The 14,810-nt window shown below is 53.6% G+C and carries 11 protein-coding genes and 1 pseudogene; 10 read left to right on the forward strand and 2 right to left on the reverse strand.

The window, feature by feature from the left end; all coding sequences use genetic code 11:
* Window positions 1-21: 21 nt before the first annotated feature.
* The 3 genes from glmS (at window position 22) to RJD28_04300 (ending at window position 3,728) form a co-directional block, all read left to right on the forward strand.
* Window positions 22-1,848 carry a glutamine--fructose-6-phosphate transaminase (isomerizing) gene (gene glmS / locus RJD28_04290; GenBank protein WNV58750.1) on the forward strand — a complete coding sequence of 609 codons (1,827 nt, stop codon included), beginning with the start codon at window positions 22-24 and terminating at the stop codon, window positions 1,846-1,848.
* A gap of 12 nt (window positions 1,849-1,860) precedes the next feature.
* Complete coding sequence (locus RJD28_04295) at window positions 1,861-2,040, forward strand: DNA-directed RNA polymerase subunit M (GenBank protein ID WNV58751.1); 180 nt, start codon at window positions 1,861-1,863, stop codon at window positions 2,038-2,040.
* A gap of 305 nt (window positions 2,041-2,345) precedes the next feature.
* The gene (locus tag RJD28_04300; protein ID WNV58752.1) at window positions 2,346-3,728 is read left to right on the forward strand and encodes a trypsin-like peptidase domain-containing protein; all 1,383 of its coding nucleotides are present in this window, start codon (window positions 2,346-2,348) and stop codon (window positions 3,726-3,728) included.
* Between the two features lie 222 nt (window positions 3,729-3,950).
* On the opposite strand, the gene RJD28_04305 is transcribed toward RJD28_04300, so the two are convergent.
* Window positions 3,951-6,254, reverse strand: a complete 2,304-nt coding sequence (locus RJD28_04305) for a hypothetical protein (GenBank protein WNV58753.1) — start codon at window positions 6,252-6,254, stop codon at window positions 3,951-3,953.
* 341 nt (window positions 6,255-6,595) lie between these two features.
* Here RJD28_04305 and clpX point away from each other — a divergent pair, with 341 nt between their 5' ends.
* The 5 genes and pseudogenes from clpX to RJD28_04330 all read left to right on the forward strand — a co-directional run bounded on the left by clpX (window position 6,596) and on the right by RJD28_04330 (window position 11,054).
* The gene (gene clpX, locus RJD28_04310; GenBank protein WNV58754.1) at window positions 6,596-8,065 is read left to right on the forward strand and encodes an ATP-dependent Clp protease ATP-binding subunit ClpX; all 1,470 of its coding nucleotides are present in this window, start codon (window positions 6,596-6,598) and stop codon (window positions 8,063-8,065) included.
* A gap of 16 nt (window positions 8,066-8,081) precedes the next feature.
* Window positions 8,082-8,981, forward strand: a complete 900-nt coding sequence (locus tag RJD28_04315) for a beta-1,6-N-acetylglucosaminyltransferase (protein WNV58755.1) — start codon at window positions 8,082-8,084, stop codon at window positions 8,979-8,981.
* Between the two features lie 45 nt (window positions 8,982-9,026).
* Window positions 9,027-9,545 (forward strand): zinc ribbon domain-containing protein, encoded by a 519-nt coding sequence (locus RJD28_04320; protein WNV58756.1) that lies wholly within the window; start codon window positions 9,027-9,029, stop codon window positions 9,543-9,545.
* Window positions 9,542-10,000 carry a signal peptidase II gene (locus RJD28_04325; GenBank protein ID WNV58757.1) on the forward strand — a complete coding sequence of 153 codons (459 nt, stop codon included), beginning with the start codon at window positions 9,542-9,544 and terminating at the stop codon, window positions 9,998-10,000. The genes RJD28_04320 and RJD28_04325 overlap by 4 nt, the downstream gene beginning before the upstream one ends.
* A gap of 82 nt (window positions 10,001-10,082) precedes the next feature.
* A pseudogene (locus RJD28_04330) lies at window positions 10,083-11,054 on the forward strand (PatB family C-S lyase).
* Window positions 11,055-11,300: 246 nt separating this feature from the next.
* On the opposite strand, the gene RJD28_04335 reads toward RJD28_04330, so the two are convergent.
* Window positions 11,301-11,633 carry a cupin domain-containing protein gene (locus tag RJD28_04335; protein WNV59560.1) on the reverse strand — a complete coding sequence of 111 codons (333 nt, stop codon included), beginning with the start codon at window positions 11,631-11,633 and terminating at the stop codon, window positions 11,301-11,303.
* Between the two features lie 363 nt (window positions 11,634-11,996).
* Here RJD28_04335 and RJD28_04340 point away from each other — a divergent pair, with 363 nt between their 5' ends.
* Window positions 11,997-12,968, forward strand: a complete 972-nt coding sequence (locus tag RJD28_04340) for a polysaccharide deacetylase family protein (protein ID WNV58758.1) — start codon at window positions 11,997-11,999, stop codon at window positions 12,966-12,968.
* A 73-nt stretch (window positions 12,969-13,041) separates the two neighbouring features.
* A complete protein-coding gene (locus RJD28_04345; protein ID WNV58759.1) occupies window positions 13,042-14,769 on the forward strand; it encodes a PTS transporter subunit EIIC in 1,728 nt (575 codons plus the stop codon).
* The last annotated feature ends 41 nt before the right edge of the window (window positions 14,770-14,810 follow it).

Consider the following 14,810-nt stretch of genomic DNA (forward strand, 5'->3'; position numbering starts at 1 on the left):
AGTTGATTGGAGGAAAGGATTATGTGTGGAATTGTAGGTTACATCGGAGAAGAGCAGGCAGCGCCGATCCTTCTGGACGGACTGTCCAAGCTGGAATACCGCGGATATGATTCGGCGGGTATCGCTGTATACAATAACGGAGAAATCAAGGCAGCCAAGGCCATGGGACGGCTGAAGGTGCTGGATGCCCTGACCCAGGGCGGTCATCTGCTGCCGGGCAGAGCAGGCATCGGCCATACCCGTTGGGCCACCCACGGGGTGCCGTCCAATACCAATGCCCATCCGCATTTTAACAGGGATGCGTCTATCGCTGTTGTACATAACGGGATTATCGAGAACTTTATGAAGCTGAAGAAGCTTCTGGAAAGCAAGGGATATACATTTGTGTCTGATACAGACTCAGAGGTGGTGGCGCACCTGCTGGATTACTATTATAAAGGGGATCCGCTGGAAGCGATCACCAGGATGATGCATCGGGTGGAGGGCTCCTATGCGCTGGGCATCCTGTTCAAGGATCATCCGGATCAGATATATGCGGCCCGGAAGGACTGCCCGCTGATTGTGGGAAAAGGAACCAACGGCAATTATATCGCCTCGGATGTGCCTGCCATTTTACACCGCACAAGAACGGTGTATTTCATTGAAAACGAGGAGATCGTGGAGCTGACTGCAGACGCCCTTCATTTTTATAATATTGACGGTGAAGAGATCGAAAAAGAATCCACAGAGATTACCTGGGATCTGGAAGCTGCGGAGAAAGGCGGCTATGACCATTTCCTGTTAAAAGAGATTTATGAGCAGCCGAAAGCTGTGGCAGATACGCTGAATCCCAGAATCAAGGATGACCAGATCGTCATCGAAGAGCTGGGTATGAGCGATGAGGATATCCGGGCCATCCAGAAGATTTTCATTGTGGCCTGCGGTTCCGCCAGCTACACAGGTATGACGGCAAAATATATTTTCGAGGGCATGGCACGCATCCCGGTGGAAGTGGACGTGGCCAGTGAGTTCCGTTACCGGAATCCCATCTTGACACCGGAGACGCTGGTCATCGTGGTGAGCCAGTCCGGCGAGACCGCGGATACACTGGCGGCGCTTCGTCTGGCCAAGAGCCAGGGCAGCCGGGTGCTGGGCATTGTCAATGTGGTGGGAAGCTCCATTGCCAGAGAGGCAGACAACGTGCTGTATACATGGGCAGGGCCGGAGATTTCCGTGGCAACCACCAAGGCGTACAGCAGCCAGCTGGCGGCCTTCTATCTGCTGTCCATAAAGTTTGCCCAGGTGCGCGGCGTCATTGATGATGCCCAGGTGGCAGAGTACATCCATGACCTGAAAGAGCTGCCGGGACAGATCGAGCTGACGCTGGGCTGCAAGGAGAAAATGCAGCGCTTTGCCAACCGGTATCTGGCTGCCCGCGATGTATTTTTCATTGGCCGCGGCATTGACTACGCGATTTCCATGGAGGGCTCTCTCAAATTAAAGGAGATTTCCTATATCCATTCCGAGGCTTACGCAGGCGGAGAGCTAAAGCATGGCACCATCGCCCTCATCGAGGAGGGAACGCTGGTGACAGCCATCCTGACCCAGGAGGATCTGTATAAGAAAACCATCAGCAATGTGCAGGAGGTCCGCACCCGCGGTGCTTTCGTCATGGCAGTGACCAACGTGGGCAATGTGGATCTGGAAAAGATCGCAGATTTTGTTGTGTATGTGCCGAAGACCAACCGGTTCTTTACGAATACACTGGCGATCATTCCGCTGCAGCTGTTCAGCTACTATATTTCTCTGGGCAAGGGGCTGGATGTGGATAAGCCGAGAAACCTGGCGAAATCAGTAACCGTAGAATAAGGATGAGGAAACATGATCAAAGTATATGGATGCCCGGTATGCGGGAAGCTGACCATCGGTTCCATGCGGACAGGCATGAACTGCGCGAACTGTAAGCAACCGATGGAGCGGCTGACGCTTACCTTTCTGGAATACACACAGATGACAGAAGAAGAGCGGGAAGACTATGGTCAGAGAAACGTGAGAAGGTAATCGTAATTCCTACAGTTCACACGCGCCATTCGCAAAATCACATCTGCGATGTTCTCCGCTGCTTCGCAGCTCATTTTTGCTCATTGCAAGGCGCTCTCTTCGTCTGTTCTTGAGGACAGATTTTCATGCAAGCATGAAATCTGCCTGTAAAAACAGACGAGTGAACTGGTTCCTTCAATATTATTTAAAATATTTATCACAGTTTAAACACAATTTGCTGGTATTCTCTAAGAGAAGTTAAGGAAAGGGAGCATTTCAGAAGAAGGAAATGCGATTGTGATAGATAGACGGAAGGAGAAATGGATATGTATAACGATTACAGTGATACCGCCCGTTACAGTGGCGGCACAGAGAATAACAACAGCTACGGGGAATACCATTACAGCAATGGTTCCAATTCCGACAAGCATGACAAGAAGGACGGCGGAAAGAACAAGTTCATGAAGAGCCTGGCGCTCTGCATCGTCCTGGCACTGGTATTTGGCGTGGTGGCAGGGGCCGCTTTTCAGGTTACCGGCTACATTGGCAGGAAAGTGACCACCTCAGAGGCCTCTTCTGATCAGGTCATCACGGACAGTGATGAGGTAGAGAAGGCACTGGGTAGCAGTCAGGCTGAAACGTCCGGTTCCGGTGACAGCGTAAGTACCGTGTATGACGTATCTGCTGTGGCAGAAGCGGCGATGCCCAGCCTGGTGTCCATCACCAACATGGGAGAGCAGGAGATCCAGAGCTTCTTTGGTACGTATACGCAGCCCAGTGAGAGCAGTGGTACCGGCATCATCATCGGAAAAAATGACGATGAGCTGCTGATCGCTACCAACAACCATGTGGTAGAGGGAAGCGAACAGCTGAATGTATGCTTTATTGATAACGAGGTTGCCAGCGCACTGGTAAAGGGCACGGATCCATCCAACGATCTGGCGGTCATCGCAGTCAGCCTGTCTGATATTCCGGAAGAGACATTGGATAAGATCACCATCGCGCAGCTGGGGGATTCTGACAGCCTGAAGATCGGAGAACCTGTGATTGCCATCGGGAATGCCCTTGGGTATGGACAGTCTGTCACCACTGGTGTCATCAGTGCACTGGATCGGGAAGTAACCATCGAGAACATGACAAGCAGCCTGATCCAGACAGATGCAGCCATCAATCCAGGCAACAGTGGCGGTGCACTGCTGAACCTGCAGGGACAGGTCATCGGCATCAACTCTGCGAAGCTGGCATCCAGCCAGGTAGAAGGTATGGGATATGCCATCCCCATTTCCACAGCAGAGCCCATCATTGATGATCTGATGAATCGGAAAACGAGAACGGCTGTAGATGAAGATAAACGCGGTTATCTGAGCATTTCCGGTGTGGATGTGACTTCTGACATTTCCAAACAGATGGGGATTCCCACCGGCGCCTATGTGGCAGCCGTGGTAGACGGTTCCGCAGCCGATAAGGCCGGTCTGAAAAAGGGCGACGTCATCACCAAGTTTGACGGTTCCGGTGTCAGCTCCATGACTTCCCTGAAGGAGCTCATGAGCTACTACGAGGCCGGTGAGACCGTGGACATCACCTTCAAGCGGGCAGACAACGGCGAGTACACCGAGCAGACGGTACAGATTACCCTGAGTGACCAGTCGGCTGTCCAGCAGGACAGTGGCTCTCAGAATAATGGGAATGCTGGCAGACAGGGAAAATAATGGTGGATCACCGGAAAAAGAATTGCAAGAGTAAGATTTGAAAAAGAGCTTTCGTACTGGAGAGTGGGATGTTTCCCAATCTCTGATGCGGAAGCGATAAAAAGAACTCTCTCATCAGCGGCGGGGAAATGTCCCGATCCTGGATGAGAGAGTTCTTTTTATGCTGTGAACATATTGATGGCAAAGATATGGGGGGAGTGGAACAGATTGGCTCTGCTGAAATTATGTATGGATCCCAGTTTTGGCGGCTTTGTATTGTTCCCACAGAACCAGCAGGACTCCAACCTCCACCGCCAGCAGCAGAATACAGATCCCGGCCCAAGCTACAGGCCGCATCCATACATCCTCATAGGAGCGGTAGACCATAAAGTTCAGGTCTGCATGTTCCTGTTTTTCGCCGTTTCGGGACAGGGCGCCGGGAGCATAGGCGTCATGATTGCCGGTGTCGTAGGGCAGGAAAGCCACGCTGTCATCGGCGGTTCCCTGGATGCAGGTGATGGTGATGCTGTACCGGGTGGCCTGTGTCGGGGCGGCTACGGTGTCCAGTCCCAGATAAAAGTAGTCGTAGTCGAAAACGTCCTGACCGGTAACGGTTCTGTTCATATAGCAGATGCCGCTGTCATCGGTAACGGTGATCTGATACTGGCTGTCCTTTTTGTCAGTGTTGACATTCTTTACACGGACAGCCACCCGGTTAAAGGGCTGGTCGGCCACAAAGGTCTGGGTCAGGGTGTTGCCTGCGGTGAGCCCTTCCGGGAACGCATCGGTGTACGTTTTCTGACTGATGAGGGTATCGTGCCGCTTGACCGGCGTCCGGATGAAATCACCGGTGTGCCGGAACAGGCCTGCGGCGGTCACCAGAAGAAGCAGGATAGCAAGAATAACTGGCATCCATTCGCGGGAGATTCCCTGGGATATTGCATGACTATCCTGTGCATCATCGTTGAACTTTGCTACATAATCAACCCTGTCAAATGTGGAATGTTTCCCAGCCTCTTCCAATCCTGCAGCGGCCAGCGCAAACAGCAGGAAGGAGAAGCACAGGCTGTACAGCTCGCCCGTTTCCCACAGCACATGGAAAAAAGAACCGCCGATGAGGTTCAGCTGCAGCAGGAGCAGCGGGCCGGTGGGCGTCCTTTTTCCGAACAGGAGAAAGGCAGCGCCGATGGCGGTGAACAAAAACAGGAAGCAGCGCATGCTCTGCATGAACAGCACCACGAAGTCTTTTTTGTCCTCCAGCAGCCAGGTGTGCAGCTTGCCGGTGCTGCTGTACTGATTTAAATAGGACGGATAATCGTCGGTGCCGTCTGCCCAGGTGCGGACAAGCTTGCGTCCGGCCAGATCCAGCCAGCCCCGGATGCCCAGCTTTTCCAGCCGGGTACGGAGCTTCTCTTCGTTGACGGCTTTTTTCTCCTCTGCGGTGGCGGCATTTTTCGTGTCATAGTAATCCTGGGTATTGAACATGCCGTCCCCCTCCAGTCCCATGGCCAGCCAGCTGACAACGGGAAAGGCGGTGTCAGTAGTGTCAAAGTTCACGTACTGTCTCTGGATGCCCTTCCAGGCAGAGAAGGTGACTGCCATGGACAGGAGCAGGATAACAGCGCTGGAGGTCGTGCTTTTCCATGTTGGGGTATGTTTCGCATCAGGTGCTGTGCCGATGGAATCCCTGTCTGCGGTTTGCGGCAGTACCCCAAGAACGAAATAGATGATTCCTGCGATCAGCGTGATGAGCACGGTTGCCCGGATCTGGAAGCCCAGCACCAGCACGATGCCAAGACCAACCGCCAGAAAATTTTTCCGGTAGGGTCTTTCTTCCTGAAACAGTTCCAGAAACAGCAGCAGTCCGCCCATGATAAAAGGCATGGAAACGGTGCTGGTGTAGACAAAGCCCGGCCACAGATAGACCAGCGGATTGAGCAGGCAGATCACCAGGAAGAGCCGCATGGAAAGAACGCTGACGTATTTTTTCAAAAGGATAGCGGTGAAAAAAACAGCGGCATCCATGCACAGGGCGTTGAGCATCTGCAGAAGCACCATGAGCCCGGTGTCGGTAAGCCCAAGCCCGGCGCCCAGCCGGACGCTCCAGTAGATGAGCAGGGTGAAGGGGATGTTATTGGGATAAATGGCATAGTAACCTTCCATGGCCGTGCCTGAGACGGTGTGGGTGGTCTGCATGTGCAGTGCTTCATCAAACACCCGGTAGGGGTCATACATGAACGTGCTCTGGTGGATGCCGAAAATCAGCACCAGCTGCCCCAGAAAAATGACCGCCAGAACGCCAAGAAGAAGCAGGCGTTCCTGCCTTGCGGACAGTTTTCGCAGCAGCGGCAGCAGAGCCAGAAACAGCAGAAAGAGAAGCAGCGAGCCTGCCCCTATGGCGATGACCTGCCCGGGAACGGACAGCATCTGGGACAGAAACGATGCCTGCTGCATGTCGGTAAAGGTAAACCAGGTGATATACCCGGTGACAAACAGAAACAGGATCAGAAATAGCCGGGAAAGCCGGTCAGTGATTTTATTTTTCAAGAGGAAGCCTCCTTCGGATGTTGTCATAATGATAGCATGATAATCCACGATCTGCATGCACATAAAACAGCGCGCAGATGCGGTGTTATTTTGTATGATAGGAAAGTTCATTCTATCATACAAAAGCGCTCCGCGTAGATGCGCACTCGGCATCATTGGTAGATGGTTGCTGAAGCAACCGCGCCTCGGCGCGAGAATGTGCCGAGGCACATTCTATATTTTATTATAGCATGTGGGTTTTGCCTGTGCCAGCAGTTTAGAAAAACTTCACTTGTGATGGAAGAGGCGCTATATTATAATACAGGTATGACAGCAACATGATTTAAAGGAGAATTTATATAATGGAAGATAAAGATACAAGAGAGTTTGACGATAAAGACACAGAGGTGGTGGACGCGCAGGTGATCGAGCCGCCCCAGGATGCGGACGATAACGACGATGAGTATGAGAAAGTCTGCTTTGTCTGCCGCCGTCCGGAGAGCAAGACAGGGAAGATGATCACCATGCAGGGCAACCTGCACATCTGCCCGGACTGCATGCAGAAAACCTTTGACACGATGAAAAATGCAGGATTTGATTTTGACGGCGCCATGGGGGACTTAGGCAGCGGCATGCCGGACATGAGCAAGTTTCCCAACATTGGGATGATCAATCTGGCGGATCTGCAGAATATGGTACCCAAGCGCCAGAAGGTGAAGAAGAAAAAAGCCGAGGAGAAAAACGTGCCCAAGGCCTTTGACATCAAATCCATCCCGGCGCCCCATAAGATCAAGGAAAAGCTGGACGCTTATGTGGTGGGGCAGGAGCAGGCCAAGAAAGTGATCTCCGTGGCGGTGTACAACCATTATAAACGGGTAGCCACCAATTCCATGGACGACATCGAGATCGAGAAGTCCAACATGCTCATGATCGGGCCCACCGGTTCCGGGAAGACCTATCTGGTGAAAACGCTGGCGAAGCTTCTGGATGTGCCGCTGGCCATCACGGATGCCACCTCCCTGACGGAGGCCGGTTACATCGGCGATGATATCGAGAGCGTGGTGAGCAAGCTGCTGGCTGCGGCGGACAACGATGTGCAGAAAGCGGAGCAGGGCATTATTTTCATCGATGAGATCGACAAGATCGCCAAAAAACGCAACACGAACCAGCGGGATGTGAGCGGCGAGTCGGTGCAGCAGGGGCTGTTGAAGCTGCTGGAGGGCAGTGAGGTGGAGGTGCCGGTGGGCGCCAACAGCAAGAACGCCATGGTGCCGCTGGAGACGGTGAACACGAAGAACATTCTGTTTATCTGCGGCGGCGCGTTCCCGGATCTGGAGGAGATCATCAAGGAGCGGCTGAACAAGCAGTCTTCCATGGGCTTCCAGGCAGATCTGAAAGACAAATACGACAAGGAAAAGAATCTCATTCGCCGGGTAACGGTGGAGGATATTAAGAATTTTGGCATGATCCCCGAGTTTATCGGCCGTTTGCCCATTATTTTCACCCTGGACGGCATGACAAAGGAAATGCTGGTAAAAATATTGAAAGAACCCAAGAACGCCATTTTGAAGCAGTATCAGAAGCTGCTGGCGCTGGACGAGGTGTGTCTGGAATTTGACGACGATGCGCTGGAGGCCATTGCTGAGAAAGCGCTGGAAAAAGATACCGGCGCCCGGGCGCTGCGGGCTATCATTGAGGACTTTATGCTGGATATCATGTACGAGATCCCCAAGGACGACAATATCGGCAAGGTGACCATCACCCGGGCATACATTGAGAAAACCGGCGGCCCCCTGATCCAGATGCGGGGCGTCCCGGCGCTGGAAGCATAAATCCGGGAGGAGAACCATGGATAACCAGAGCAGACATGCTTATCTCATCATTGCCCACACCCAGTTTGGCCAGCTGAAAAAGCTGCTGCGCATGTTGGATGACGGGCGCAATGATATTTATGTACACATAGACAGCAAGGCGAAGGATTTTCGCAGGGAGGACTTTGACGGGATCATGTCCCAGGCCGGGTTGTTTTTCACGGAGCGGACATCGGTGATCTGGGGCTCCTACAGCCAGATCCGTTCGGAGCTGGTGCTGCTTCGGGCGGCGGCCCCAGGACACTACGGCTATTATCACCTGCTTTCCGGGGCCGATCTTCCCATCAAGAGCCAGGATGAGATCCATGCATTTTTTGATGCCCACGCGGGCCGGGAGTTCATTGATTTTGAAGGGCCGGTTTTCCGGGAGGAAAAGAAAATCCTGCTGCAGTATTATTACCGTTTTCAGGAACGCCATGCCGGGCGGAGCCGCTGGCTGGATTTTCTCGATCAGGTGTCCATCCGTTTGCAGAAGCTGCGGGGCGTAGACCGGCTGAAGGGAAACACAATGGTGCTCCAAAAGGGCGCAAACTGGTTCAGCATCACAGATGCGCTGGCCCAATATGTGGTGGAGAAGGAGCCACAGATCGCGGCCATGTATGCCCATACGAAATGCTGCGACGAGGTATTTTTGCAGACGCTGGTGGTGAACAGCCCGTTCCGGGAAGCGCTGATGGACCCGACCATGAGCGGCGGCAGCCAGGGCTTTGCAAGGCTTATTGACTGGAACCGGGGCAGCCCGTATACGTTCCGGCAGGCGGATTTTCAGGAGCTGATGGCGTCGGACTGCATGTTTGCCAGAAAGTTTGACGAGACGGTGGATGGGGCTATCATTGACGAGATCGGGGCGCAGGTGTGTCCCACATGGAACAGGTAACTGCAATTTTTTATTATATAATTTTCAGAAAGCGAGGAATGGAACATGGCATTTTTTAATGATTTAGGGAAAAAGATCACCGACACAGTGGATGTGGTGGGCAAGAAGACCAATGAGGTGGTAGAGATCCAGAAGCTGCGTGGACAGATTTCCAGCCTGGAGCGGGAGACAGCAGGCTGCTACGAGGAGCTGGGCAGGATTCTTTTTGAAAAATATGAGAATCACGAGGAGCTTCCCGAGGAGGCAGAGGCACTCTGCGATACCATTGCGGCAAACATGGTGCTGATCACCGAGTATGAAAATGAGATCGCAGACATGAAGGGACAGCAGAAATGCCCGTCCTGTGGCGCAGTGGTAAAAAATGATATGAATTTCTGTCCGAAATGCGGTGCAAAGGTGAAAGAAGAGGAAGAGGCATCCGAATCCTGCGGCTGTGAGGCAAAAGAAGAGGAATCCTGTGGCTGCGAGGAAAAGGAAGAGGCAGCGGAAGCCTGTGGATGTGCACAGACAGAGGAAAAGGCTGCTGACTGCTGCTGCGGCGCCAAAGAGGAAGAAGAACAGTGATCTGGCTTTTGCTGGTCATCGGTATTTTTGTGGGGGACGGTCTGTGTAAAACATACATGGACCGTTCTCTTCAGGAGAAGGAACAGCGGCCGGTGCTGGGCGGCCATGTGATCCTGCGAAAATTTCACAATCCCGGCGCCATGCTGGGGCTGGGACAGAACCGAAGGCCGGTGCTGGCGCTGCTCTCCGGGCTGATGACTGGGGCGCTGGCCATTGGCTGGCTGCGTGCGCTGCAGGAAAAAAGCGGGATGTTGCTGAAGCTGGCCATGAGCTTTCTGCTGGGCGGCGCCCTCAGCAACGTGTGGGATCGGCTCCGGCAGGGCTTTGTGGTGGACTATTTCAGCTTCCGCGTGCCGCTGGAAAAACTGCGCCGCATCGTGTTCAACCTGTCTGATCTGTTTATTTTCGCAGGGGCAGGACTGATGATCGTGTACAGCTTTTTCAAACGAAAGTAAAAATAAAAGTTGAGGAATTGTGATGAACAGTCGATTTGATGAAGTGATAGATCGAAGCCATTCCATGTCTGTCAAGGTGGATATGAAAGCGGACTTCCATGTACCGGAGGACGCGCTGCCCATGTGGGTGGCGGATATGGATTTCCGGTCGCCGGACGGGGTGCAGGAGGCGCTGGGCCAGATCGTAGAGCGGGGCATTTACGGGTACTCCAACTGCAAAAAGGAATATTTTGACGTGCTGTCGGACTGGTATGCCAGACATTACGGCTGGCAGCTGCGGGAAGAATGGCTGGTGCGTACGCCCAGTGTGGTGTATGCACTGTTTGCGGCGGTGAAGGCGCTGACAGCGCCCGGGGAAGCGGTGATGATCCTGCGGCCGGTGTACGGCCCCTTTACCCGCTGCGTGGAAAAGACCGGACGACGGCTGGTGACCCATGCCCTGCACATCCGGGACGGCCACTATGAGATGGACTTTGAAGCGCTGGAGCGGCAGATCGCAGAGGAACAGGTCAGACTGCTGCTGTTCTGTAATCCCCACAATCCCGGCGGTCGGGTGTGGACGAGGGAAGAACTGGAGCGGCTGGGAGCCATCTGTCTGGCCCATGGTGTGAAGATCGTGGCCGATGAGATCCATCAGGATTTCATCTATCCGGGGCACACCTTCACCTGCCTGGCTTCCATCAGCCCGGCGCTGGCAGATATCACGGTGACTTGTACTTCCCCCAGCAAAACCTTCAATCTGGCGGGGCTGCAGATTTCTAATATCTGGATCCCCAATGGAGAAATGCGTGCGGCTTTCCGGGAAGTGGTGGCCCAGACCGGCTATGACGGGCCGGGGCTCATGGGGCTGGCGGCAGCCATGGCGGCCTATGCCACCGGGGAACAGTGGCTTGTGGATTTAAGGGCGTATCTGTGGGAAAATATCCAGTATGTAAAAAATTGTGTGGAAAACCATGCACCGAAGATCCGGCTCATGATCCCGGAGGGGACCTACCTTCTGTGGATGGATTTTTCTGCGTATGGCTTGTCTGAAAAAGAACTGGATCGAAAGATGAAAGAAGAGGCAAAGCTCTGGCTCAACGCCGGGGACGCTTTTTGGAAGCGAGGGCGCAGGCTGGATGCGCATGAACATCGCGTGTCCGCGGGCGACGGTAGAAGAAGGCTGTCGGCGGCTGATAAGTGTATTTGGAGAGCAATAATAAAAAGGGATCGTATCTATAGTCAGGTACGGTCCCTTTTCACTGCGATTATGCTGCATCTGACGGAAGCTGACTGCAGCAGGTGTCGTAGATTTTTCAGTCTAAAATACGACGGTCAGCAGCATTTTGAAGCGCTCTTCCCCGTATACGGCGTGGGGAATGTTGACGGGCATGACAATGCTCTGGCCCTCAGTGAGCACATGGGGCTTGTCGTCGATGGTAAAACGGCCGGTGCCCTCCAGCACAGTTACCATGGCGTCTCCGCCTGCTGCGTGGGTGCTGATCTCCTCGCCTTTTTCAAAGGCAAACAGCGTCAGGCTGACGGCATCGTTCTGTGCCAGTGTTTTGCTGACGATCTGGCCGTCCTGGTATTCCACCTGATCTGCCAGGCGGAGAACTTCTGCTTTTGCGATATTTTTCATGGGTGCATCCATTGATATAGCCTCCCTTATTATTTTCCAAACGCACGAACCCGCACGGTCGTGCTCTATTTCCTGCTGCGCAGGCCGTTCGTTCGTTAATGACGCAGGAAAAGAAAATGCCGTCTTCGACGTCGCTTTCTTTTCGCTTGCTTATATATATTAATATACCATATTTTTAATTAAAATACTGTTGTTTTTCCAACAAATCTCGTAGTTGATTTTGCTGATCTTTTTCCTGCATTGTTTTCGCGGGGCAATTCCGATTTCGTTTCTCTTTATAAAAATTGTTTGCCAGGATTTCCGGGAGACTCTGTGCATATATTTACAGTAAATGAGAAAAAGCAGGGAATGCTTTGAAAAAGAAAAAAAATATTTTTGTGGCTGCCGATGGTATTGTTTGTGCTGGTGCTGGCGGGCGGCATATGGTCAGGCACGGTGCCGGTGCGTGGGCTGCGGGAGGTGCTGTCGGTGAGCGCTCATCTGGGAGAGATTCTGGCAAACGGGAAAAAGCAGCGGCAGCTGCCCATTTACAGTGTGGAGACGAAAGATGCGGTGGTGGCGCTGACCTTTGACTGTGCCTGGGGAACGGAGGATCTGGATGAGGTGCTGCGGGTGCTGGGGGAGCATGGGGCGAAGGCCGCCTTTTTTATGACCGGCGGTTTTATCAGTGAGCACCCGGAAGCTGTGCAGAAGCTTGCAGCGGCAGGACATGATCTGGGCAACCACGGCGATCACCACAAGCAGATGTCCCAGCTTTCGGAGGCGGCGTGCCGGGAGGAGATCACAGGCGTGCACACAAAGATCAAAAATCTGACGGGAACGGATATCCATCTGTTCCGGCCGCCCTATGGGGATTACAACAACACCGTGCTGGAAGCGGCGAAAGCCTGCGGGTACACGTCCGTGCAGTGGTCGGTGGATTCCCTGGACTGGAAAGACTATGGCGCGGAGGACATTGTGGATCGGGTGTGCCATCACAAAAATCTGGAAAACGGTGCCATCATTCTGTTACATACCGGAACAAAATACACCGCAGAGGCGCTGCCGAAGCTGCTGGAGGGGCTGGAGCAGGCGGGCTATGGATTTGTGTCATTAAGTGAGATGCTGCTGGAGGAACCGTACACCATCGACCATGAAGGAAGGCAGAGGGCTTTTGTAAGATCTTCGCCTGAACCTGTCATACGAATTACCCGAATTGCTCCGTGCGTTGCACTCCCGCAATTCTGCCCCAATATTCGCATATCGGTAAGTTTCACTTACCTTTTATGCTCATATCAGGGCGCGTTTCAAGGTCTTACGTCCATTTTTGTGCGAGCACAAATGGCCGAAGACTTTGAAACACTGTAATTCGTATAAATCTTTGTCAGAAAATACATACTATAACAGAAATATATGTAGAGGACAGTTCAGGAGGAAGAAAATGAAAGACAGGATGTTTGAGGTACTGCAGCGTGTGGGGCGCTCTTTTATGCTGCCCATTGCGATTTTACCGGTGGCGGGGCTGTTTCTGGGGATCGGCGGTTCCTTTACCAATGAAACGATGCTGAATACCTATGGGCTGACGGGGATTTTGGGGCCGGGGACACCGGCCAACGCCATTCTGACGGTAATGAATGCGGCGGGCAATATTGTATTTGCCAATCTGCCGGTACTATTTGCCATGGGCGTTGCCATTGGCATGGCGCGAAAGGAAAAAGAGGTGGCGGCGCTGTCGGCGGTCATCGCTTTTTTTGTCATGCATGCATCTATCGGCGCGCTGATCACCCTGCGGGGCGGCGCCCAGGAGATGCTGTCCGGCGCGGTGGAGGATGTGTGCGGCATTACTTCCCTGCAGATGGGCGTTTTTGGCGGCATTCTGGTAGGGCTGGGGGTGGCGGCCCTGCACAACCGGTTTTACCGGATTGCGCTGCCCCAGGTGCTGTCCTTTTTCGGCGGCACCCGGTTTGTGCCCATCATCAGTGCCATTGTGTATCTGGGCGTGGGCATTCTCATGTTTTTTGTATGGCCGCCGGTGCAGGCGGGCATTTACCATGTGGGGGATCTGGTACTCCGATCCGGCTACGCGGGTACCTGGCTGTATGGCCTGATGGAGCGGGCGCTTATTCCGTTCGGGCTGCATCATGTGTTTTATCTGCCGTTCTGGCAGACGGCGGTGGGCGGCACGGCACAGGTGGGCGGGCAGCTCATTGAGGGCGCCCAGAACATTTTCTTCGCGGAGCTGTCTCAGCCGGGCATTGCGCATTTCAGTGTGGCGGCTACCCGATTCATGTCCGGAAAATTTCCACTGATGATTTTCGGACTGCCGGGGGCGGCGCTGGCCATGTACCGCTGTGCTGATCCGGGCAAACGAAAAGAGGCCGGAGGCCTGTTGCTGTCCGCAGCGCTGACATCCATGCTCACCGGCATCACAGAGCCGCTGGAATTTACGTTTTTGTTCGTGGCGCCGGTGCTTTACGGCATTCACTGTGTGTTTGCCGGGGCGGCGTACATGTTCATGCATATGTGCAACGTGGGTGTGGGCATGACCTTTTCCGGCGGCCTTATCGACTTGTTCCTGTTCGGCATTTTGCAGGGCAATGCGAAAACCGACTGGGTGCGGATCGTTTTTGTGGGCATCGGCTATTTTATCGTTTATTATTTTCTGTTTTCTTTTCTCATCCGTCGGTTTGATTTCAAAACACCGGGCCGGGAGAGCGGAGCAGATGAGGTGAAGCTCTACACCCGGGCGGATGTCAATGCCAGAAAGCAGGCCGAGGCAGACGGTACATCAGTGCATCTGTCGGGAAATGGCAAGGGGACGGAAAACTCAGGACAAAAGGACGAGGGAAAGCGCCGAACTGGAGCTACAGGTCATTTGGATGACGGCAGAACCCAGACCGGAGCGGGAACAGCCCGTACTTTTGGGGATGCCATGGAAGTCAGTGCCCTCATCACGGAGGGGCTGGGCGGCCGGGACAATATCAGTGATGTGGACTGCTGCGCCACCCGGCTGCGGGTGACGGTGCATGATGAGGCAAAGGTGGACGAGCTGCTGTTAAAAGAGAGCGGTGCTGCCGGGGTGATCCGGCGGGGCAAGGGTATCCAGGTGGTGTACGGACCCCGAGTGACCGTGATCAAATCCGATCTGGAGGATTACTTGAGCCGATGAACAAAATGAGTTGCAAAGCGGCGGAGAGACGAAAATGTAGG

The sequence above is a fragment of the Oscillospiraceae bacterium NTUH-002-81 genome (genome assembly GCA_032620915.1).
Classification (GTDB): Bacteria; Bacillota; Clostridia; order Lachnospirales; family Lachnospiraceae; genus JAGTTR01.

Bases quoted from the DNA above. Each gene is read 5' to 3' on its own strand.
- glmS (WNV58750.1), top strand. From the start codon at position 22: ATGTGTGGAATTGTAGGTTACATCGGAGAAGAGCAGGCAGCGCCGATC.
- RJD28_04295 (WNV58751.1), top strand. From the start codon at position 1,861: ATGATCAAAGTATATGGATGCCCGGTATGCGGGAAGCTGACCATCGGT.
- RJD28_04300 (WNV58752.1), top strand. From the start codon at position 2,346: ATGTATAACGATTACAGTGATACCGCCCGTTACAGTGGCGGCACAGAG.
- clpX (WNV58754.1), top strand. From the start codon at position 6,596: ATGGAAGATAAAGATACAAGAGAGTTTGACGATAAAGACACAGAGGTG.
- RJD28_04315 (WNV58755.1), top strand. From the start codon at position 8,082: ATGGATAACCAGAGCAGACATGCTTATCTCATCATTGCCCACACCCAG.
- RJD28_04320 (WNV58756.1), top strand. From the start codon at position 9,027: ATGGCATTTTTTAATGATTTAGGGAAAAAGATCACCGACACAGTGGAT.
- RJD28_04335 (WNV59560.1), bottom strand. From the start codon at position 11,633: ATGGATGCACCCATGAAAAATATCGCAAAAGCAGAAGTTCTCCGCCTG.
- RJD28_04345 (WNV58759.1), top strand. From the start codon at position 13,042: ATGAAAGACAGGATGTTTGAGGTACTGCAGCGTGTGGGGCGCTCTTTT.